Annotated in this window: 20 protein-coding genes; 11 read left to right on the top strand and 9 right to left on the bottom strand. The window is 75.1% G+C overall.

The annotated features are described in order from the left end of the window. Positions 1-35 precede the first annotated feature (35 nt). The 3 genes from AB0O19_RS35340 to AB0O19_RS35350 form a co-directional block, all read right to left on the bottom strand. On the bottom strand, positions 36-1,007 hold the full coding sequence (locus AB0O19_RS35340) for an NADPH:quinone oxidoreductase family protein (RefSeq protein WP_363625489.1): 972 nt from the start codon (positions 1,005-1,007) through the stop codon (positions 36-38). Further along, complete coding sequence (locus tag AB0O19_RS35345; protein WP_363625530.1) at positions 1,004-1,762, bottom strand: SDR family oxidoreductase; 759 nt, start codon at positions 1,760-1,762, stop codon at positions 1,004-1,006. Before AB0O19_RS35345 ends, AB0O19_RS35340 begins: the two co-directional genes overlap by 4 nt. Before the next feature lie 95 nt (positions 1,763-1,857). Continuing rightward, complete coding sequence (locus tag AB0O19_RS35350; protein WP_363625491.1) at positions 1,858-2,616, bottom strand: SDR family oxidoreductase; 759 nt, start codon at positions 2,614-2,616, stop codon at positions 1,858-1,860. Between the two features lie 207 nt (positions 2,617-2,823). On the opposite strand from AB0O19_RS35350, the gene AB0O19_RS35355 reads away from it, so the two are divergent. From AB0O19_RS35355 to AB0O19_RS35375, 5 genes are all read left to right on the top strand, one after another. Next, a complete protein-coding gene (locus tag AB0O19_RS35355; RefSeq protein ID WP_363584819.1) occupies positions 2,824-3,453 on the top strand; it encodes a TetR/AcrR family transcriptional regulator in 630 nt (209 codons plus the stop codon). A 98-nt stretch (positions 3,454-3,551) separates the two neighbouring features. Further along, a complete protein-coding gene (locus AB0O19_RS35360; RefSeq protein ID WP_363625493.1) occupies positions 3,552-4,181 on the top strand; it encodes a maleylpyruvate isomerase N-terminal domain-containing protein in 630 nt (209 codons plus the stop codon). Between the two features lie 242 nt (positions 4,182-4,423). Next, positions 4,424-5,014, top strand: coding sequence for a GNAT family N-acetyltransferase (locus AB0O19_RS35365; RefSeq protein ID WP_363625495.1), 591 nt, complete (start codon positions 4,424-4,426; stop codon positions 5,012-5,014). Positions 5,015-5,213: 199 nt separating this feature from the next. Next, positions 5,214-6,941, top strand: coding sequence for a cellulose synthase catalytic subunit (locus AB0O19_RS35370; protein WP_363625497.1), 1,728 nt, complete (start codon positions 5,214-5,216; stop codon positions 6,939-6,941). 197 nt (positions 6,942-7,138) lie between these two features. Continuing rightward, entirely contained in the window at positions 7,139-9,286 is a 2,148-nt protein-coding gene (locus AB0O19_RS35375) for an acyltransferase family protein (RefSeq protein WP_363625499.1), read from the top strand. Between the two features lie 91 nt (positions 9,287-9,377). On the opposite strand, the gene AB0O19_RS35380 is transcribed toward AB0O19_RS35375, so the two are convergent. Further along, on the bottom strand, positions 9,378-10,016 hold the full coding sequence (locus tag AB0O19_RS35380; RefSeq protein WP_363625501.1) for a hypothetical protein: 639 nt from the start codon (positions 10,014-10,016) through the stop codon (positions 9,378-9,380). A 143-nt stretch (positions 10,017-10,159) separates the two neighbouring features. Between AB0O19_RS35380 and AB0O19_RS35385 the strand changes: the two genes are divergently transcribed. The 3 genes from AB0O19_RS35385 to AB0O19_RS35395 are packed head-to-tail and all read left to right on the top strand — an operon-like array spanning position 10,160 to position 11,605. Continuing rightward, a complete protein-coding gene (locus AB0O19_RS35385) occupies positions 10,160-10,390 on the top strand; it encodes a hypothetical protein (RefSeq protein ID WP_363625503.1) in 231 nt (76 codons plus the stop codon). A 25-nt stretch (positions 10,391-10,415) separates the two neighbouring features. Beyond that, positions 10,416-10,922 (top strand): hypothetical protein, encoded by a 507-nt coding sequence (locus AB0O19_RS35390; protein WP_363625505.1) that lies wholly within the window; start codon positions 10,416-10,418, stop codon positions 10,920-10,922. Next, complete coding sequence (locus AB0O19_RS35395; RefSeq protein WP_363625507.1) at positions 10,919-11,605, top strand: class I SAM-dependent methyltransferase; 687 nt, start codon at positions 10,919-10,921, stop codon at positions 11,603-11,605. Before AB0O19_RS35390 ends, AB0O19_RS35395 begins: the two co-directional genes overlap by 4 nt. A 43-nt stretch (positions 11,606-11,648) precedes the next feature. On the opposite strand, the gene AB0O19_RS35400 is transcribed toward AB0O19_RS35395, so the two are convergent. Next, positions 11,649-12,122 (bottom strand): MarR family winged helix-turn-helix transcriptional regulator, encoded by a 474-nt coding sequence (locus AB0O19_RS35400; protein ID WP_363625509.1) that lies wholly within the window; start codon positions 12,120-12,122, stop codon positions 11,649-11,651. A gap of 57 nt (positions 12,123-12,179) precedes the next feature. On the opposite strand from AB0O19_RS35400, the gene AB0O19_RS35405 reads away from it, so the two are divergent. Next, positions 12,180-13,010 carry an alpha/beta hydrolase gene (locus tag AB0O19_RS35405; protein ID WP_363625511.1) on the top strand — a complete coding sequence of 277 codons (831 nt, stop codon included), beginning with the start codon at positions 12,180-12,182 and terminating at the stop codon, positions 13,008-13,010. A 135-nt stretch (positions 13,011-13,145) separates the two neighbouring features. Here the strand turns inward: AB0O19_RS35405 and AB0O19_RS35410 are convergent, their stop codons facing one another. The 4 genes from AB0O19_RS35410 to AB0O19_RS35425 all read right to left on the bottom strand — a co-directional run bounded on the left by AB0O19_RS35410 (position 13,146) and on the right by AB0O19_RS35425 (position 16,794). Next, on the bottom strand, positions 13,146-14,234 hold the full coding sequence (locus tag AB0O19_RS35410) for an SDR family oxidoreductase (protein ID WP_363625513.1): 1,089 nt from the start codon (positions 14,232-14,234) through the stop codon (positions 13,146-13,148). Positions 14,235-14,387: 153 nt separating this feature from the next. Next, complete coding sequence (locus AB0O19_RS35415) at positions 14,388-14,981, bottom strand: TetR/AcrR family transcriptional regulator (RefSeq protein WP_363625515.1); 594 nt, start codon at positions 14,979-14,981, stop codon at positions 14,388-14,390. Positions 14,982-15,076: 95 nt separating this feature from the next. Then, on the bottom strand, positions 15,077-15,760 hold the full coding sequence (locus AB0O19_RS35420; protein WP_363625517.1) for a histidine phosphatase family protein: 684 nt from the start codon (positions 15,758-15,760) through the stop codon (positions 15,077-15,079). A gap of 104 nt (positions 15,761-15,864) precedes the next feature. Next, positions 15,865-16,794 carry an aldo/keto reductase gene (locus AB0O19_RS35425; protein ID WP_363625519.1) on the bottom strand — a complete coding sequence of 310 codons (930 nt, stop codon included), beginning with the start codon at positions 16,792-16,794 and terminating at the stop codon, positions 15,865-15,867. Between the two features lie 226 nt (positions 16,795-17,020). Between AB0O19_RS35425 and AB0O19_RS35430 the strand changes: the two genes are divergently transcribed. Beyond that, positions 17,021-17,743, top strand: coding sequence for a rhomboid family intramembrane serine protease (locus AB0O19_RS35430; protein ID WP_363625521.1), 723 nt, complete (start codon positions 17,021-17,023; stop codon positions 17,741-17,743). 133 nt (positions 17,744-17,876) lie between these two features. Beyond that, positions 17,877-18,845: a D-2-hydroxyacid dehydrogenase family protein gene (locus tag AB0O19_RS35435; RefSeq protein ID WP_363625523.1), complete on the top strand. Its 969-nt coding sequence runs from the start codon at positions 17,877-17,879 to the stop codon at positions 18,843-18,845. The last annotated feature ends 125 nt before the right edge of the window (positions 18,846-18,970 follow it).

The following is an 18,970-nucleotide window of genomic DNA, read 5'->3' on the forward strand; positions in this document are numbered from 1 at the left end:
CCGACCACCGCACCGCGTTCCCGTCGAGCCTGCCGTCAGTCCCCGAGGACGGCGATCCGGCCGGTGCTGCGCCCGTCGGCGACGAGCTGGACGGCGTCGGCGGCCCCGGTGAGCGGCACCCGGGCGCTCACCAGGGGGCGGACCACCCCTTGGGCGGCGAGGCGGGTCAGCTCGTCGTGGGCGGCGCGGACGGCCTGCGGGTCATGGGTGTTGTAGAGGCCCCAGTGCAGGCCGAGGATGGCGTAGTTCTTCACCAGTGCGTGGTTGAGCGCCGGTGCCGGGATCCGGCCGGCGGCGAAGCCGACCACCACGATCCGGCCCTCGAAGGCGACGCACTTGGCGGAGCCGGTGTAGGCGTCCCCGCCGACCGGGTCGAAGACCACGTCCGCGCCGCGCCCGCCGGTGAACTCCTTGACGGCGGCGACGAAGTCCCCGGCCGTCCGGTCCACCACCAGGTCGGCGCCGAGCGCCCGGGCCGCCTGCGCCTTGGCGGGGCCGCCGACCACGGCGACCACCCGGGCCCCGGCGGCCCGGCCCAGTTGGACCGCCGCGCTGCCCACGCCGCCCGCCGCCGCGTGCACCAGCAGCGTCTCGCCGGTCGCCAGCCGGGCCCGGCGGTGCAGGGCGAACCACGCGGTCTGGTAGCCGATGTGCAGCGAGGCCGCCTCGGCGTCGTCCAGCGCCCCGGGCGCGGGGAAGGCGGCGGCCGCGTCCAGCAGCGCGTACTCGGCGAAGGCGCCGTGCGGCAGCACCGGGTTGCCGATCAGCCGCTCGCCCCGCCGCGCGCCGTCCGCCACCTCGCCGCACAGCTCCACGCCGGGCGTGAACGGCAGCGGCGGGCGGACCTGGTACTGGCCGCGCACCATCAGCGCGTCCGGGAAGTTGACCGCCGCGGCCCGCACCCGGACCAGCAGCTGCCCCGGCCCGGCCACCGGCCGCGGCACCTCCTCGGCCAGCCGCATCGCCTCGCCCGGCTCGCCGAGCCGCTCCACCTGCCAGGCCCTCACAGCGCCTCGCTCCTCTCCAGCCCCTGCTGGAGCCGGTTCATCCCGTTGATCCAGCGGTCCGGTTCGGTGGCCCGGACCCGGTAGTACTCGGCGACCTGGGGGTGCGGCAGGATCAGGAAGCGGCCCTCGCGCAGCCCGGCCAGCGCCGTCTCGGCGACGTCCTCCGGGTCCAGCGCGGTGGGCGCGAGCAGGGCCTCGCCGACCGCGCCGGTCGAGGCGAGCATGTCGGTGCGCACGCCCTGCGGGCAGAGCGCGTGCACCCGGACGCCGCGGTGGCGGTACGTCGCGGAGAGCCATTCGGCGAAGGCGAGCGCGCCGTGCTTCGTGACCGCGTACGGGGCCGATCCCAACATGGTGAGCAGCCCGGCGGCGGAGACCGTGGCGAGGAAGCGGCCGCCGCCGCGCTCCAGCCAGCGGGGGAGCAGCAGGTCGGCGGCCCGGACGTGGGCGAGGACGTTGACCTCCCAGGCGCTCGCCCAGGCCGCGGCGGGCGCGTCGGCCCCGCCGACCGGGGCGACGCCCGCGTTGGCGCACCACACGTCGATCTCGCCGAGCGCGGCCCGGGCCTGCCCGACCAGGGCGGCCAGCCCCTCGGGGGAGGCGGCGTCCCCGGGGGCGGCGGTGCCGCCGCAGTCCCCGGCGACGGCGCGGGCGGCGTCGGCGTCCAGGTCGTTGACCACCACCCGGGCGCCGGCCGCGGCGAAGGCCCGGGCCAGGGCGGCGCCGATGCCGCGCCCGCCGCCGGTCACGACCACGCCCTGGCCGGCGAAGTCCGTCGCCGGAGCGTCCGTGTCCGCGGTGTCCGTTGCCGGGGCCTCCTGGTCCGCTGCCGCCGTGTCCGCCGCGCCGCTCACAGGCCGCCGCCGAGGGTGACTCCGCCGTCGACGACCAGGGTCTGGCCGGTGATCCAGGCGGCGTCCGCGGAGAGCAGGAAGGCGACCGCGCCCGCGACGTCCTCGGGCACGCCGAGCCGGCCGAGCGGGTAGGCGGCGGCGACCTGCTCCTCCCGGCCCTCGTACAGGGCCTCGGCGAACCTGGTCTTGACCACGGCGGGGGCGACGGCGTTGACCCGGATGCCCTGGCCGCCCAGCTCGGCGGCGAGTTCGGTGGTGAGCCGGATCAGTGCGGCCTTGCTGACCCCGTACATGCCGATCCCGAGCGAGGAGCGGATGCCCGCGACGGAGGCCACGTTGACCACCGAGCCGCCGTGCTCGCCCATCCAGGCGGCGTGCGCGCGGCGGGTCCAGGCCAGCGGGGCCAGCACGTTGACGGCGAGGATCTTGGCGGCGGCGGCCTCGTCGGTGTCGAGGACCGGGCCGTAGAGGGGGTTGATGCCGGTGTTGTTGACCAGGTGGTCGAGCCGGCCGAAGGCCTCCAGGGTGCGGGCGACGGCCTCCTCCTGGTGGACCGGGTCGTCGGTCTTCCCGGCGACGGCGATGGCGTTCTCCGGCCCGCCCAGGTCGTGGACGGCCTCGGCGAGCGGCTCGGGGTTGCGGGCGGTCAGGCAGACCTTGGCGCCGCGGGCGACCAGCTCGCGTGCGATGCCGAGGCCGATGCCCCGGCTCGATCCGGTGACGACGGCCACCCGGCCCTTGAAGGAGTGCGCCACGGAGGGTCCTGCCTTTCGCACGGAACGTTCGACGGGGGTGCCGGGTGGACGGAGACGCCGGTTCGGCGGGGGTGCCTGGCCGGCGGGTGTGCCGGACCACCGGCTGACTAAGCGCTTGCTCAGCATGGTGTCGGTGCGGGAGCCTGTCAACAGTCCGTCGACCGGGCGGCGGGAATGCGTGTACGAGTTCTCTGGGAGGATGGCGCCATGACCAGCACGCCCATCGCCGACCTCTGGCGCACCCTGCCCGGCGGCGCCGACTCCCGCCCCGAGGCGGCGTACCGGCTGCTCCAGGCGGCCGTCGAATCCTTCGCGGAGCGCGGTTTCCACGCCACCACCACCCGGGACATCGCCACCGCCGCCGGGATGAGCCCGGCGGCGCTGTACATCCACTACCAGTCCAAGGCCGCGCTGCTGGCGGAGATCAGCCAGGCCGGGCACGCGGCCACGCTGGAGCTGGTCCGGGCGGCGGCGTCCGGCGAGGGCGGCCCGGTGGACCGGATGCGCCGGCTGGTCGAGGAGTTCACCGCCTGGCACGCCCGGGCCCGTACGGTCGGCCGGGTGGTCAACTACGAGCTGCACGCGCTGCCCGAGGACGCCTACGCGGTGGTCGCGGCGCTGCGGCTGGACATCGAGCGCGAGGTCAGCGCGCTGATCGAGGCGGGCGTGAGGGCCGGTGTCTTCCAGGTGTCCGAGGTTCGGACGGCGGCCCGCGCGGTCACCTCGCTGGGCATCGACGTCTCCCGCTGGTTCACCGACCGCTCCACCGAGACGCCGGATGAACTCGGCGGTCGCTACGGCGAGTTGGTGCTGAGGATGCTCGGCGCCCGGATCTGATCCGCCGGGCCGACCGGCCAGTCCTCGGCTTTCCGGACGTCCTCGGCCGGCGGCCGGTAGGATGACAACTCAGTTGCCATGTGTTCCGAGGAGGACCGATGACGCGTCAGACCGGCGATGTGCCCGCCCTGCTGGCCGAGGCCTGGGCCTCCTGGGCGGAACGCGGCGCGGCCCTGGACGAGGCGTCGTGGGGGCTCGCCACCCGGTTGCCCGGCTGGACCGTCCGGGATCTGTACGCGCACGTGGCGCCGGTGCCGGAGATGTTCGCCGGGCTGCGCGGGGCCCTGGTGGACGGCCCAGCCGAGGTGACCACCGGGGTCGGCATCCTGCGGGCCTACAACCGGCCGGGCGGGATCGCGCACACCGCCGCCGAGCAGGTCGCCGAGACGGCGAAGCAGACCGCCGCGGCGGCCGAACCGGCCGAGCTGGTCGCCCGGTTCGGGGCCGAGGGCCCGGCGGCCCTGGCCGGCATCGCCGACCTGGCGCCCACCGCCGCGGTGGCCCACCCGCTGCTCGGCTCGGTGACGGTCGGCGCGCTCGGCGAGGTGGCGCTGATGGAGGCGACCGTCCACCTGCTCGACCTGATCGCGGCGATCGGCGGCCCGCCGCCGTCCGACGGCGCCCTGCACTTCACCCGCGCCCTGCTCGCCGAGGTCGCCGACCCGGTGGCCTTCATCGAGGCGGCGGCCGGTCGAGGCACCACGGCGGTCCTGCCCGTCATCCGCTGACGCCGGGGCGCGGCGCGTAGGCCGCGACGGCGGAGCCGGCGGAGCTGTGCCCGGGGTGGACGTCGGCCGGGCCCGCGCCCCGTCGGCCGGGCCCGTGGGGGCCGTCGCCGCAGGTCCCGGGTCTCGGGGCCGGTTCGCGGGCTGTGGCACGATGCCCGCAGGCCGGTCACCAGGGACGGCCCGCGCCACGCCGCAGGCACGAGCGGCGGGCGGTTCCACCGCACGCAGAATGAGGACCCGCCATGTCCGAGACCATCCCCAGCCACGCCCGGCCCACCGGGCAGCCCGCCTTCCGCCCCGCCACCCTCGCCGACGTACCGGCGTTGGTCGAACTGGTCGAGTCCGCCTACCGCGGCGACGCCAGCCGGGCCGGCTGGACCACCGAGGCGGACCTGCTGGAGGGTCAGCGCACCGACGCCGAGGGCGTCGCCGAGGTCATCGGCCGCTCCGACGGGGTGCTGCTGGTCGCCGAGCGGGACGGCCGGCTGGTCGCCTGCTGCCAGCTGGAGCACCGCGGGGACCGTGCGTACTTCGGCATGTTCTCGGTGCGCCCCGGGCTCCAGGGCGGCGGCCTCGGCCGGGCCGTGCTCGCCGAGGCCGAGCGGCTGGCCGGCCAGGAGTGGGGCGTGGGCGAGCTGGAGATGACCGTGATCGAGCAGCGCGCCGACCTGATCGCGTGGTACGAGCGGCGAGGCTTCCGCCGGACCGGGGTCTTCACCCCGTTCCCGTACGGCGACGAGCGTTTCGGTGTCCCGCTGCGCCCTGATCTGCGGTTCGAGAAGCTGACGAAGGAGCTGACGAAGGCGCTGAACGGGTCGCTGGAGAAGGCCTGACCGACGGGGCGCGGGCCGGCGGTGCTCGGGGTCGAATCCATGATCGCTTGACGGTTCGTCGGTACGTGATGCCATGTCAAGTCACTGACCAGGGGCGATGCGGAGATGTCATACCTCGTTCATGATTGGTCTAGGCCAATGTGAGAGGCTGAGGGCGAACGGCCACGTTCCGTCCCATGCCCAGGGGGGCCACTTCCGCATGCCCGTACTCCATGGCACCGCCATGCCCGCGCCCGACGCCGGCCCGCGCCGGATCCCCGCGGACCCCGACCTCCGCCTGCCCAGCCCGCCCGACGACGAGGAGCTCTACTGGTACTTCGGCCCGCAGCGCCGCTGGGTGCTGCTCTGCGCCACCCTCTCCTACGCGGGAGCCACCGCCACCCTCGGCCTGTTCGCCCTCAGCCGGCCGCTGCTCTGGCCCTTCCTGGTGCTCACCGTGCTCAACGCGGCCACCTGGCTGCTCTCGCTCACCGACGGCCAGCGCGCCCGCCGCTACACCCGCGACTCGCACGACCTGCTGATGCGTGCCTGGCAGCCCGCCCGCCACCCGAGCGTCGACCTGCTGCTGCCGACCGCCGGCGAGCCGCTGGCCGTCCTGGAGAACGCCTACCGCCACACCGCCGCCGTCCAGTGGGCCGGCGCGCTGACCGTCATCGTCCTCGACGACGCGGCCCGCCCCGAGGTGCGCGAACTCGCCGAGTCCTACGGCTTCCAGTACCGGGCCCGCCCCGACCGCGGCCGGTTCAAGAAGGCCGGCAACCTCAACCACGGCCTGGCCGAGGGCAACGGCGAGATCGTCGCCGTCCTGGACGCCGACTTCTGCCCCCGCCCCGACTTCCTGCACCACCTGGTGCCCTACCTCGACAACCCCGAGGTCGGCATCGTGCAGAGCCCGCAGTGCTTCGACACGGACGCCGACATGTCCTGGCTCGAACGCGCCGCGGGAGCCACCCAGGAGATCTTCTACCGCTGGATCCAGCCCTCCCGGGACGCGCAGGACGGCACCGTCTGCTGCGGCACCAACGCCCTCTACCGCCGCGCCGCACTCATGCGCGTCGGCGGCTTCGCCGAGATCGACCACAGCGAGGACCTCTACACCGGCCTCTCGCTCGCCCGCGCCGGGTGGACCACCCGGTACGTGCCCGCCCTGGTCGCCAAGGGCATGTCGCCCACCGGCCTCCCGGCCTTCATCAGCCAGCAGTACCGCTGGTGCCTCGGCTCCCTGGCGCTCGTCCGCGACCCGGACTTCCGCCGCGGACCGCTCCCTCGCTCCGCCCGGCTCTGCTTCTGGAACGGCATCCTCGGCTACGTCACCAGCGCGGTGAACGTCTTCGCCGTCCCGCTGCCGGCCCTGATCATGCTGTTCTTCGCCCCCGGTGAGATCCAGCCGTGGCAGGTGCTGCCGTTCCTGCCGCCGATCTGGGTCTCGCTCGTCCTGCTGCCCGCGATGTCCCGCACCCGCTGGCGCTTCGAGGTCACCCGGGTCCAACTCCTCGGCGGACTCTGCCACGTGGTCGCCATCGCGCACGCGCTGCGCCGCCGCAGTGCCGACTGGGTGCCCACCGGCGCCGTGTCGGGCGGCAGTTCACTGGCCAAGGCGGTCGCCCGGATCGGCGTCGGCTGGCTGGGGTTCGTCGTCCTCGCGGGCATCGCCGGACTCGTGCGCGCGGCCGTGCTGTACGGCTGGCAGCCCTACTGGGCGCTCACCGCGCTGCTCGCGCTCACCGCGTACACCATGATCCCGCTGATCCGGTCCCTGTGGCCGCTCCTGCGCGGTGGCAACGGGGCCGCCGTCGGAGAGGTCGCCCCGCCCGTGCGGCGCCGGTCCGACCTGGGATTCGGCCACGCGGAGGCCGTCGCCGTCACCGCCGTGCTGCTGCTCTGCGGGCTGCTGGCCTCCGGCTGGGCCGATCCGCTGATCTTCTGACGCCCCATCAATTCTGCTCGTCGATTCCGCTCCATCAACTCCTGACGTCAAAGTCGATGTCTGACGACCCATCAACTTCGTTCGGATCCACCGCGTTTCCCAGCGCGTCGCCCCACCGGCGCGGATGCGCCGCCCGGCCGCCCCATCGGCCCGGCGGTCCCGACCACCCGCTGCCTGCCCCTGCGAGGAGCACCGCCGTGTCAACGGCCGTACCACCACCGTCGTCGTCCCCTTCCTCCCCTGCCGCCACCGCCTCGGCCGAGCTGCTGCCCGGCGTCGTCCGAATGGACCGGCAGGCCGCGCCCGAGCGGCGCCCCTCCGCAGAAGCCGTCGCACCGCCGCAGGCCCAGCGGCGCACCGGCTTCCGCCCCGACATCGAGGGCCTGCGCGGCGTCGCCGTCCTCTCCGTCCTCGCCTACCACGCCGCCGTTCCCGGCTTCGCCGGCGGCTACGTCGGCGTCGACGTCTTCTTCGTCATCTCCGGCTTCCTCATCACCGGACTGCTGCTCGGCCGCCCGATCGGCCTGTGGGACTTCGCCGCCCGCCGCGCCCGCCGCATCCTGCCCGCCGCCGCCACCGTCCTGGTCGCCACCGCCGTCGCCGGTGGCGCGCTGCTCGACCCGCTGCGCGGCACCGACCTCGCCCGCGACCTGATGGCCTCCGCCGGACAGTTCGTCAACTGGCGCTTCGTCGGCCAGCAGACCGACTACCTGGCCGCCGAACACGCCCCGAGCCCGCTCCAGCACTTCTGGTCGCTCGGCGTGGAGAACCAGTTCTACCTGCTGTGGGGCGTTCTGCTGCTCGGCCTCGCCCGCTTCCTGCACGGTCGCCGCCGCACCGTCGCGATCACCTTGGCCACCACGGCCATCGGCGCGGTCTCGTTGCTGCTGTGCGTCCGGTGGACGGCGACCTCGGCGCCGCTCGCCTACTTCTCCACCGGCAGCCGGCTCTGGGAGTTCGCGGCCGGCGCGTGCGCGGCGCTGCTCGCCGGCGCGCTGGCCGGCCGCACGCAGCGGCGCGGGACGGCCTGGTCGCTGCGACTGCTCGGCTGGGCCGGCGCCGCCGCCGTCCTCGCGTCGATCCTGCTCTACGACCGGAACACCCCCTTCCCCGGCACCGCCGCGCTGGTGCCCGTCCTCGGCGCCGCCGCCGTCCTGCTCGCCGGCCCCGCCCACCGCGCGCTCGGCGCCACCGACGCCGGGCGCCTCCTCGACAGCCGCCCGCTGCGCGCCGCCGGACGCCTGTCGTACGCCTGGTACCTCTGGCACTGGCCGGTGCTGACCATCGCCCAGGCCCGCTACGGCGCCCTGCCCTGGACCACCCTGGCCGCCCTCGCCGCAGCCAGCGCGCTGCCCGCCTGGCTCACCATGCGGCTCGTCGAACAGCCGCTGCGCTACGGCAGCAGCCCGGCGCCGCGCCGGGGCCTCGCGGTCGGCGCCAGCGCGCTCGTCATCCCGCTGATCGCCGCCCTCGCCCTCGGCGGCGGCACGGTCCGCGCCCTCGGTGGCACCGCCGACACCCCCTCCGCCGCCCCGGCCGGGGCCCCGACCGGCCCCACCCTGCTCGCCCCCGGCGCTCGGGTGCTCGGCCTGACCCCCTCGCTGGCCCGCGCCCGGGAGGACTTCCCGCCCGGCAAGGGCTGCGAGATCCCGCTGAACGCCGACAGCAGCCCGCGCTGCCTGTTCGGCGCCGAGGACAGCCCCGACCGGATCGTGCTGCTCGGCGACTCGCACGCCGGCCAGTGGATATCCTCCGCACTCGCGATGGCCGAGCAGCGACACTGGGCCCTGGAGGTCCTGGTCAAGCCCGGCTGCCCGCTCGCCACCCTCACCGTGCGCAACAACGTCCTCGGCCGCACCTTCGAGGAGTGCGACCGCTGGCGCGAGAACACCCTCACCCGGCTCACCTCCGGGCCCAGGCCGCGCCTCGTCCTGATGGCCGGCCTCAACCGCTACGGCAGCCAGGAGGAACGCACCCAGGGCTGGACCCGCACCCTGGACCGCCTCGCCGCCGTCGGCGCCCCGCTCGCCTACCTCGGCGACACCCCGATGCCCGGCAAGGACATCCCGACCTGCCTCGCCGCATCCGACGGCCGCTCGGACGCCTGCTTCTTCCCGCGCGACACCGCCTTCGAGCCGGACCCGATGCTCGACGGCGGCCTCGCCGCCCGCTACGGCGTCCGCACCCTGGACCTGGGCCCGCTGCTGTGCCCCGGCAGCGGACCGGACTGCCCGGCGGTGCTGGAAGGTGTGGTGCTGTACCGCGACACCGGCCACATCACCGACACCCTGGCCCGCGTCCTGGCGCCGCGCCTGGACAAGGGAATCCTGGAGGCGGCCGGGTAGCGCGGCTCCACCGCCTGGGGCGCCCCGCCGGATCGGTCCGGCGGGGCGCCCTCGTCGTGCGGGTACGGGTGCGGCCGCCGCAGGCGTTTTTTCAGCCGTAGATGCTGTGGCAGAGGCGGGCCTGCTCCGAGCCCGCGGGCCAGCGGCCGACGCGTTCGGCCTGGTCGCAGATGCCGCCCGGGCCGAGGGTGGGCAGCGCCGCGCCGGGGGCCGGAGCCGCCGGGGTGGCGCCGGCGGGGGCGGTGCCGGTGGGGGCGGTGCCGTGGGCCGACGGCGAGGGGTGCGCGGTGCGGCCGGGCTTCGGGTGCGCGGTCGCCGCGTGCTGCGCGTCGGCCGGCTCGTCCTCGTTCGGCGCGGCCGCCGCGGCGGCCGTGGCCAGGGCCGGTCCGGCGCCCTGTGGCGTGGGCGGCGGCAGCGGGGACGGCGCGGGCGTGGTGGGGAGCGGGGAGAACGCGGGCGGGTCCGGCGCCGCGGGGTCGGACGCGGAGGGGGAGGCGTGCGGCAGGGCCACCACGTCCAGCTCGTCTCCCGACCCCGGCCCGCACATCGCCAGGACGGCGGCGAGGACGGCGACGGTCCCGACGGTCGCGGCGGCCCACACCTTCCGCGACCGCCGCGACGCCGGTGCGGGCGCCGGAACGGGGGCCGGCGCGAACCCGGTGGGTACCGGGGGTGGCTGCCACGCGTCCTTCGGCCACTGCCACTGTCCTCCGGTGGGCTGCCCAGTCATCTTGTCGTCCTTCCAGCGCCGAACCCCCCACCGAATCCCCCGTCATGCCTTCCCCGTGCTCAACGAGCGCGCCGACGCCGGGACATGACCCGGAAGAGGGGTCTGGAGGGGCGCCGATTGCCGCCGCGCCACATGCTGGGGGCATGGAGACCAACAGCACGTCCAAGCACCTGGTCGAGGTGGCCGACTTCCGGACCGACAGCCGCTACCGCCTGGTCCACTTCGCGGGCCACGGCTGGGAGCCGCTCGCCCCCGAGGAGTTCGAGCCCCGGATCCACCAGCTCTTCCCGGACCTCGACCCGCGAGATCCGGTCCGCGTCCACTGGGCGGATCGCCCCTGGGAGTGGCCCCTCTGGCACCCCGGCGAGGCGTGAGCCGCGCTTTCGTTACGCTGTCCGGGTGAGCGTGGATCATTTCTGGCGCCGCCTGCCCGGCCAGGAGGTCGACACCTGCTCGCCGACGGAACTCGGCGAGCTCGTCCCCGACCGGCAGGACGTCCGCTACGACCAGCTGGCCTCCGCCGGGCTCCTCCTGGGCGTGCGGAGCACCGCCCGGCTGATGGAACTGGCCCTCACCGAGAACGGCCTGCACCCCGACCCGGCCGCCCGCCTGCCCGTGTACGGCGGCGAGCGCCGTGAACCCGACGCCGCGCAGACCGATCCGCTGGTGCTGAGCCCCGCGCAGGTCGCGGCCGCCTTCACCTTCCTGCGCGACTCGGCGCTCGGCGAACTCGTGCGCCAGCAGGACACCGTGCTGGCCCGGACGGTCGCGCGCCTCGGGTACCCGACGCCGTGGTCCGAGACCTGGGCGTCCCTGGTGGTCGCCGACCTGCGGGAGCTGCGGGACTTCTTCGCCCACGCGGCGGCGGCCGGTGACGCGGTGGTCGTCCGGGACCGGAAGGCATGATCGGGGTGGACGAGTTGGACGAGTTGGACGAGTTGGGCGGGGCGGACGGGGTGGACGAGTTGGACGGGGTGGAGGACGTGAAAGGGGTGGGCGGGCTTTCGAGCACCGCCGGTTACGCCGAGGCGGCGGAGGAACTCGCCGTCCAGTACGAGAGCGTGACCTTCGCCGAGGTCCACGCGGACCTGCTGCACAGCTACCCGCCCCCGCCCGCCGCCGTCCTCGACGTGGGGGCCGGCACCGGGCGCGACGCGGCCGCCCTCGCCGCCCTCGGCCATCCGGTGGTGGCCGTCGAGCCGACCGCCGAACTCCGTTCCGTCGCCGAGCGGTTGCACGCGGGCTCCGGCGTGCGCTGGGTCGCCGACGCGCTGCCCGAGCTGCCGCGGCTGAGCGCCGGCGCCGAACGCTTCGACCTGGTCCTGCTGACCGCCGTCTGGATGCATCTCGCCCCCGCCGAGCGGCCGTTGGCGATGGCCGCCCTCGGTCGGCTGCTGGCCCCGGGCGGGCGCCTCGCCCTGACCCTGCGCCACGGCCCCGTCCCGCCGGGCCGCCGGATGTTCGACGTCCCGCCCGAGGAGACCGTCGCGCTCGCCGCCGCCCGGGGCCTGCGACTGCTCCACCGCGCCGAACGCGGCGACCTGCACGGCCGGTCCGGCGTCCGCTGGACGAGCCTGGTCTTCGGGTAGGCCGCTCTCCTGCCGTCCGGGCCGCGCCTGCGCGGTACGGGGGTCAGTTCACGTCGACGTTGTCGAAGAGTTCGAGCATCTGCGTGAGGACGTGCACGCAGGCGGTCAGGTCGGCGTCGGTCAGCTCGCCGCCGACCTGGCGGAGCAGGGCGTGCTCGCGGGCGCTCGCGGCGGAGACGGCGGCCCTGCCGCGGTCGGTCAGCCGGATCAGCGAGGACCGCTGGTGGGCGGGGTTCGGGGTGATCTCGACCAGGTCCAGGGCTACCGCGTCGTTGACCATGCGTTGCACGAACTGCCTGCTCAGCGCTTGTGCGCGGCCCATCTGGGGGACGGTCATGGGCCCGTGCTCCGCGAGCAGGAGCAGCACGGCGCGCACGCCGACGGACAGCCCCTCGATGGGAGCCGCGAGTTCCACCTTGCGGAGCACCCGCCGGTACAGCGGGCCGACCAGGTCGAACACGTCCATGAGCCGGTGGGCGAGGACGTCGGGCGGGAGCGGGGCATCGGTATCGGTCACCCCGCCATCATGGCACCTGGGTTGCCAATCCTCGCGGTGGATGACAACTTGGTTGTCATGACTGACGCATCTGACGTGTTCTCGTTCGACGACGGCCGCAGCCACCTCGCCTACCGTGACACCGGGTCGGGCCGACCCCTGGTACTGGTGCACGGCGGCCTGCTCGACCACCGCATGTGGAGCGACCAGATCGCCGCCTTCGCGGCCGACTACCGGGTGATCGCGCCGGACGCCCGCGGCCACGGCGGATCCTCCAACGCGACCGGCCCGTTCCGGCACACCGACGACCTCGCGGCCCTGCTGCGCCACCTCGGCACCGGCCCCGCGATCCTCGTCGGGCTGTCGATGGGTGGCGCCATCGCCGTCGACACCGCGCTCGAACACCCGGACGTGGTCGAGGCGTTGGTCGTCAGCGGCGTCGGCACCAGCGAACCCGAGTTCAAGGACCCGTGGCTCGGCGAGATCGAGGCCGAGGAGGCCCGCGCCATGGCCGCGGGCGACCTCGAAGGCTGGATCACGGCGTTCACCCGGCTCGCGGCCGGCCCGCACCGCACCCTCGACGACGTCGACCCGGACATCGTGCGTACGTTGAAGGACATGACCCGGCGAACCCTCGCCAAGCACACCCCCACCGAACCCGACCACCAGGTGCCCGTCACCGACACCTGGGCGCGGGCGGCGAAGATCGGCGTCCCGGTGCTGGCCATCAACGGCGGCATCGACTCCGACGACCACCTCGGCATGGCCGAACGCCTCGTCCGCAGCGTCGCCGACGGCCGTACGGCGACGGTCGACGGCACCGGCCACTACCCCAACATGGAACGCCCGGACGCCTTCAACGAGCTCCTCGACGACTTCCTCCGGACCCTGCCGGTGCACGGGGGCTGACGGTGGATCCTGCTCACGGGCGCCTTCCGGATGGAGTCTCACCCCAAGGCTGACAGCGGCAGTTCGCCACCGGCTGGCCGGCCGGCTAGCCGGGCCGCTTCGCGCTCGTCATGGACCCGCACGGCGCGCCGTGGTTCACCGGGGCGGGGCGCCGAAGTCCTCGGCGACCAGCCGGTCGGCCCAGCGCCGGAGGGCCGGGGCGAGGGGCGGGTGGACGAGGCCGGCGGCGGTGGCGAGGCGGTCGGCGGAGGTGGTGTCGTAGCGGTCCTCGGAGAGGAAGCCGAGGGTCTCCGGGTCGGCGCCGGTGAGGGCGCGGGGGAGGCGGCGGACGATGGCGACGGGGACCAGGCCGCGGGGCGGGCGGACGCCGAGGTGGGCGGCGATGAGCGCGATCAGGTCCGGGAGCGCGGGGGTGGCGGGGTCGAGGACGGTGTGGGCCATCAGGGCGGAGCCGTCGGGTGCGGGGGTGGTGGCGCTGTCGTGCGCGGGGACGGCGGCGAGGAAGCGGGCCAGGTGGTCGACGGTGACCACGGGCAGGAAGGTGCGGCGGGTGCCGGGCAGCAGCGGCAGGCGGCCGCGGTGCAACTGGCGGACGAGCTGGGCCGGGCCGAAGTACTGGCCGGCCTCGCCGGTCCGTGAGTGGCCGATGACGCTGCTGGGGTTGACGGTGGTGAGCGGGACGCCGAGTCGGGGTGCGGTGACCCGGACGGCGGCGTCGCCGAGCAGCTTGGAGGCCTCGTACGCGCCGAGGCGCGCGTAGGCGGCGGTGGTGGCGCGGGGGCTGGGCGGGTACTGCGGCCGCGGGTCGCGGCCGACGCGGTAGCCGGAGAGGTGGACCAGGCGGCGCAGCCGGGGCCGGGTGGCGGACCAGTGGAGGGCGTGCAGGGCGCCGTGGACGTTGGCGGGTTCGGCCTGGGCGCGGGTGAGGCCGAACTGGTAGCGGGCGGCGAGGTTGTGGACGTCGCGGACCTCGGTGAGCCGGGCGTCGTCCTCGGGGGAGAGGCCGAGGCCGGGGCGGGTGAGGTCGGCGGCGACGGTGGTCAGCGCGGTGTCGTCGGCGCCGTGGGTGCGCAGCCAGCGGCGTAGTTCGGTGTCGCGGCCGAGGCCGCGCACGGCGGCGGCCACGGGCTCGTCGCGGGTGAGGAGTTCGAGGACGAGCCAGCGGCCGAGGAAGCCGGTGGCGCCGAGGACGAGGGTGCGGGGCGATGGCGGGAGGGGCGGCATGGGGCAACTCCTGACGCTGGAATCTGTAGACCGGTCTGCATATTTTTCGGGCGCGAGGAAACTTCGGGCACGGGAGATTCGGGCACAAGGGATCGGGAGGGTCGGAAGGGCGGAGCCGCGCACCGGTCGGCGGCGGCTCCGCCCCGCGACGCCCTACGCGGTGCGGGCGGCCGGCTTGGCGCCGAGCAGGTGGCGGACGGCGTGCAGCGCGTGGTCCAGCGGCTCGCGGCTGCGCCGGACCGACGCGAGCAGGACCGCGCCCTCCATCAGCGCCAGTGCCTGCCCGGCCGCGGTCGCGGCCTCGGCCGGCTGGAAGCCCTCGGCCTCCAGCCGGCCGGCCAGCACGCGCTGCCAGCTCTCGTACACCTCCGCGCAGACGGCGCGCAGCGGCTCGTTGGTGCCGGCGACCTCCAGGGCGACGGTCGCGATCGGGCAGCCCTTGGTGTAGTCGGAGCCCGCCAGTCGCTCGGCGAAGACCTCGGTGAGCCGCTCGGTGAGCGCTCCGCTGCCGGCGCCCTCGGCGACCAGCGCGGCGAGCAGGTCCTCGACCTCCTGCCCGGCCTGGACGAGGGAGGCGGCGACCAGTTGGTCCTTGCCCTCGGGGAAGTGGAAGTAGAGCGAGCCGCGCGGTGCACCCGTCGCGGCCACGATCTGGTTGAGGCCGGTCCCGAAGTAGCCCTGTGCCTCGATCAGCGTCCGGGTGCCGGCGATCAGCCGGGCCCGGGTTTCCTCACCCTTGACTCCCATGCGGAAAACAATAGACCGGTCTGCATATTCCCGTCGACGGGCCTCAGCGCCTGGCCTCGGTACCGGGCCTCAGTACCGTGTCTCAAAGCCGGGCCTCAGCACCGGGCCTCGGACGGGAAGCCGGTCCAGCACAGCTCGTCGGGCAGGTGGCGCATGTCGTTGTGGAACAGCACGTAGGAGGGGCGGCCGGGTGTGTAGCGGATGACGGTCAGCGCCGCGTTGCAGGAGTTGAGGCCGAGCCAGCGCCAGGCAGGGGCGCTGAGGGCGTGCCGGACCAGCCAGCCGATCAGGAACGCGTGGGTGACGACCAGTTCGTGCCGGTCCTCGCCGCCCGCCACCGGACCGGTGAACCGCTGGACGGCCCGGCGCGCCAGCTCCGGGCCGCGGGCGCGCTCCTCCGCCGTGGACTGCGCGAGGAAGTCCAGCAGGTAGTCGGCGCTGTCGGCGGGCAGTTCGTGCCGCTCCGGGACGTACGGCACGTAGTCGCCGGCCTCCTCGCAGACCGTCGGGACCGCGCCGGCCTGCCAGCCGCCGCCCAACTGCCCGCCGCCCAACGGCTCGTTGCCCGGCCGCCCGCCGCCCAACTGCTCGGCGATCAGCCGGGCGCTCTGCGCGGCCCGGGGAAGCGGTCCGTGGTGCACGGCTGCGATGGGGCGGTCCGCCAGCCGCCGTCCGAGCAGGACGGCCTGCCGGCGTCCGTCGGCCGTGAGCCCGCTGCCGTCCGGCGCGGCCTCGCCGTGGCGGGTCAGGTAGAGGTAGCGGGTGGCGGACTCGGCCATGCTCCGGGACTCCTTCGTTCGTGTCGGCGTGCGTGCTCTCGTGCTCGCCGGTGATCCTGGGCTCGTCCCGGAGCGACGCCGTCGCGGCCCCGCCCGGTTCCGGATCAGCCCGTGTGCGCCTGCTGGAGCAGCGCCAACTCCTCCGGGGAGAGGCGCAGCGCCCCGGCGGCGATGTTGTCCTCCAGGTGCGCCAGGTCGCCGGTGCCGGGGATGGCCAGGACGTGCGGGCCCTGGTGGAGCGTCCAGGCGAGGCGGACCTGGGCCGGGCCGACCCCGCGCGCCTGCGCCACCGCCCGGACCTGGGCGGGTTCGGCGCCGCCCGTGCCGGACTCCCGCCCGGCTCCGGCGATCGCGTAGAACGGGACGAAGGCGATGCCCTGCTCGCCGCAGAGCCGCAGCACGGCGTCCTGTTCGGGCGAGGCGCCGATGCCGTACGGGTTCTGCACGCACACGACGGGCGCCACGGCCTGCGCCTCGGCGAGCTGGTGCGGGTGGATGTTGGAGAGGCCGAGGTGGCGGATCAGCCCGGCCTGCCGCAACTCGGCGAGGGCGCCGAAGCGTTCGGCGATCGAGTCGGTGCCGACGATCCGCAGGTTCACCAGGTCGAGGTGGTCGCGGCCGAGTTGGCGCAGGTTCTCCTCGACCTGGCCGCGCAGCCGCTCCGGGGTGCGGGCGTGCTCCACCCACTCGCCGTCGAGCCCGCGGCCCGGGCCGACCTTGGTGGCGATCACCAGGTCGTCGGCGTACGGCGCGAGCGCCCGGTTGATCAGCTCGTTGGCGGAGCGCAGCGGGGAGAAGTAGAAGGCGGCGGTGTCGAGGTGGTTGACGCCCAGTTCGACGGCGCGCCGCAGCACCCGGACGGCCTGCTCGCGGTCGCGCGGTACGGCGTCGGGGACGAGCGCCCGGCCGGTCTGCGGCAGGCGCATCGTGCCGAGGCCGATCCGGTGGACGGTGCGGTCGCCGAGCGTCCAACTGCCGGAGGCGGCAGCGGTGACGGGGGCGGTGAAGGCGTTGTCGGAGGTCATGCCCGTCATGATCGCCACTGCACTGCCCCGACCGCCAGCGATTCGGGAATGTACGAATCCCCGCGGAACTCGCGGAATCCGCGGAGGCGGAGGTGACGGCGGAGCAGTGGGGACTGTGACAACCGTCATGCCGTTTCCATGATCACCCGCCCTGGTCCGGGGCCCCGCCCGACCGGGATGATGGGGCGCGTCGACGGGCGGGAGCGCCCAGGGTCGGGTGAACGGGGGGTCGGCGATGTCGCCGCACGAGATCGGGTTGTACGCGAGCGCCGCCGTGGTGGTCAGCGTGGGACTGCAAGCGCTGGTGCTGGCCGGCTCCGCCGCTGGTCAGGGAGCAGGAGCCCCGGCGGGCGCCGGGCCGGGCGGGGTGCTCGCCGTGGTCCGGGCCGCCCTGGCGCGGCGGCCCCGCGCCACCCTCACACTGTTCGCGGTGATGGCGGTGATGGCCGTGCTCCAGTACGCGGTGCCCGCCCTGGTCGAGGATCTGATGCGGCAGCCGGGAGCGCTGTCCGACGGGCAGTGGTGGCGGGCGGGCACGGCCCTGCTGGTGCAGTCCTCCGGGATCACGCAGATCGCGATGAACCTGCCGGCCCTGCTCGTGGTCGGCGCCGTCACCGAGTCGGTCCTCGGGTGGTGGCGGACCCTGGCCGTCTTCCTCGCCAGCGGCGTCCTCGCCCACGTGGTGAGCCTGGCCGGCTGGTCGCCGCGCGGCGGCGGCGACTCCGTGGCCGTCTGCGGCCTGCTCGGCGCCCTCGCCGTCACCTGCCTCCTGCGCGGGAACACCCTGGGCCTCACCTTCAAGGGCACCTGGTACCTGCTGCTCATCCCCGTGGCCGGTCTGTTCCTGTGCGGGCTGCGGAACAACCACGGCGCCGGCCTGGTGGCGGGCTGCCTGCTCGGCCTGGCGCTCGCCACCGGGACGAGGGCCAGGCCGACCGGGCAGCCCGCCGTGGCGTGACGGGGCGTGGCCGTCGCGCGCCTCCCCGTGCTCCGGTGCCGGTGGTCCACCCCCGGGGCCAAGCTCGCAGACCCGTGGCTCGGACCGGGGCCTGGCACGCCGGGCGCCGGTCGGCGTCTGGGAGAGTGCGGGCATGACACTTCGGACCCTTCGCTGCGCCGTCCTCGACGACTTCCAGGGCGTCGCCACCAGCATCGTCGACTGGTCCCCGGTCTCCGACCGGGTGGCGGTGACCGCCTTCTCCGAGCACTTCGGGTCGGAGGACGAACTCGCCGCCGCGCTGGCCGACTTCGACTTCGTCGTGACCCTGCGCGAGCGGGTGCCGTTCCCGGCCTCGCTGTTCGCCCGGCTGCCGAGGCTCAGGCTGCTGGTCGCCTCGGGCATGCGGAACTCGGTGATCGACTACGCGGCCGCCGAGGCGCACGGCGTGACGGTCTGCGGGACGGCCAGCTCCTCCACCCCGCCGGTCGAGCTGACCTGGGCGCTGCTGCTCGGCCTGGCCCGCGGCATCGTGCCGGAGAGCACGGCGCTGCGCGAGGGCGGCCCCTGGCAGAGCACCGTCGGCGCCGACCTGCACGGGCGGGTGCTCGGGCTGCTGGGCCTGGGGAGGATCGGCGGCCTGGTCGCCCGGGTCGGACTGGCCTTCGGCATGGACGTGCTGGCCTGGAGCCAGAACCTCACGGACGAGCGGGCCGCCGAGGTCGGCGTGCGCCGGGCCGCCGGCAAGGAGGAACTGTTGAGCGGCGCCGACTTCGTCTCGATCCACCTCGCCCTGGGCGAGCGCACCCGGGGGCTGCTCGGCGAGGCCGAACTCGCGCTGATGAAGCCCGAGGCGTACCTGGTGAACACCTCCCGGGCGGCGATTGTCGATCAGGACGCGCTGCTGGCCGCGCTCACCGGGGGTCGGATCGCGGGCGCCGCGGTGGACGTCTTCGACGTCGAGCCGCTGCCCGCCGAGCACCCGCTGCGCACCGCGCCCCGGCTGCTGGCCACCCCGCACCTGGGGTACGTGTCGCGCGACAACTACCGCCGCTACTACGGCGAGGCGGTCGAGGACATCGCGGCCTACCTGGCCGGCGAGCCGATCCGCCGCCTGGGCTGACCCGGGCTGGGCTGACCCCTGGGCTGGGCTGACCCCCGAGCCGGGCCGATCCGCCGAGCCGGGCCGATCCGCCGAGCCGGGCCGCCCACCAGCCCCCCGACCCGAGCCACAACGCGGCGCAGACG

Source organism: Kitasatospora sp. NPDC091276 (genome assembly GCF_040684355.1).
In the GTDB taxonomy this organism is placed as follows: Bacteria; Actinomycetota; Actinomycetes; order Streptomycetales; family Streptomycetaceae; genus Kitasatospora.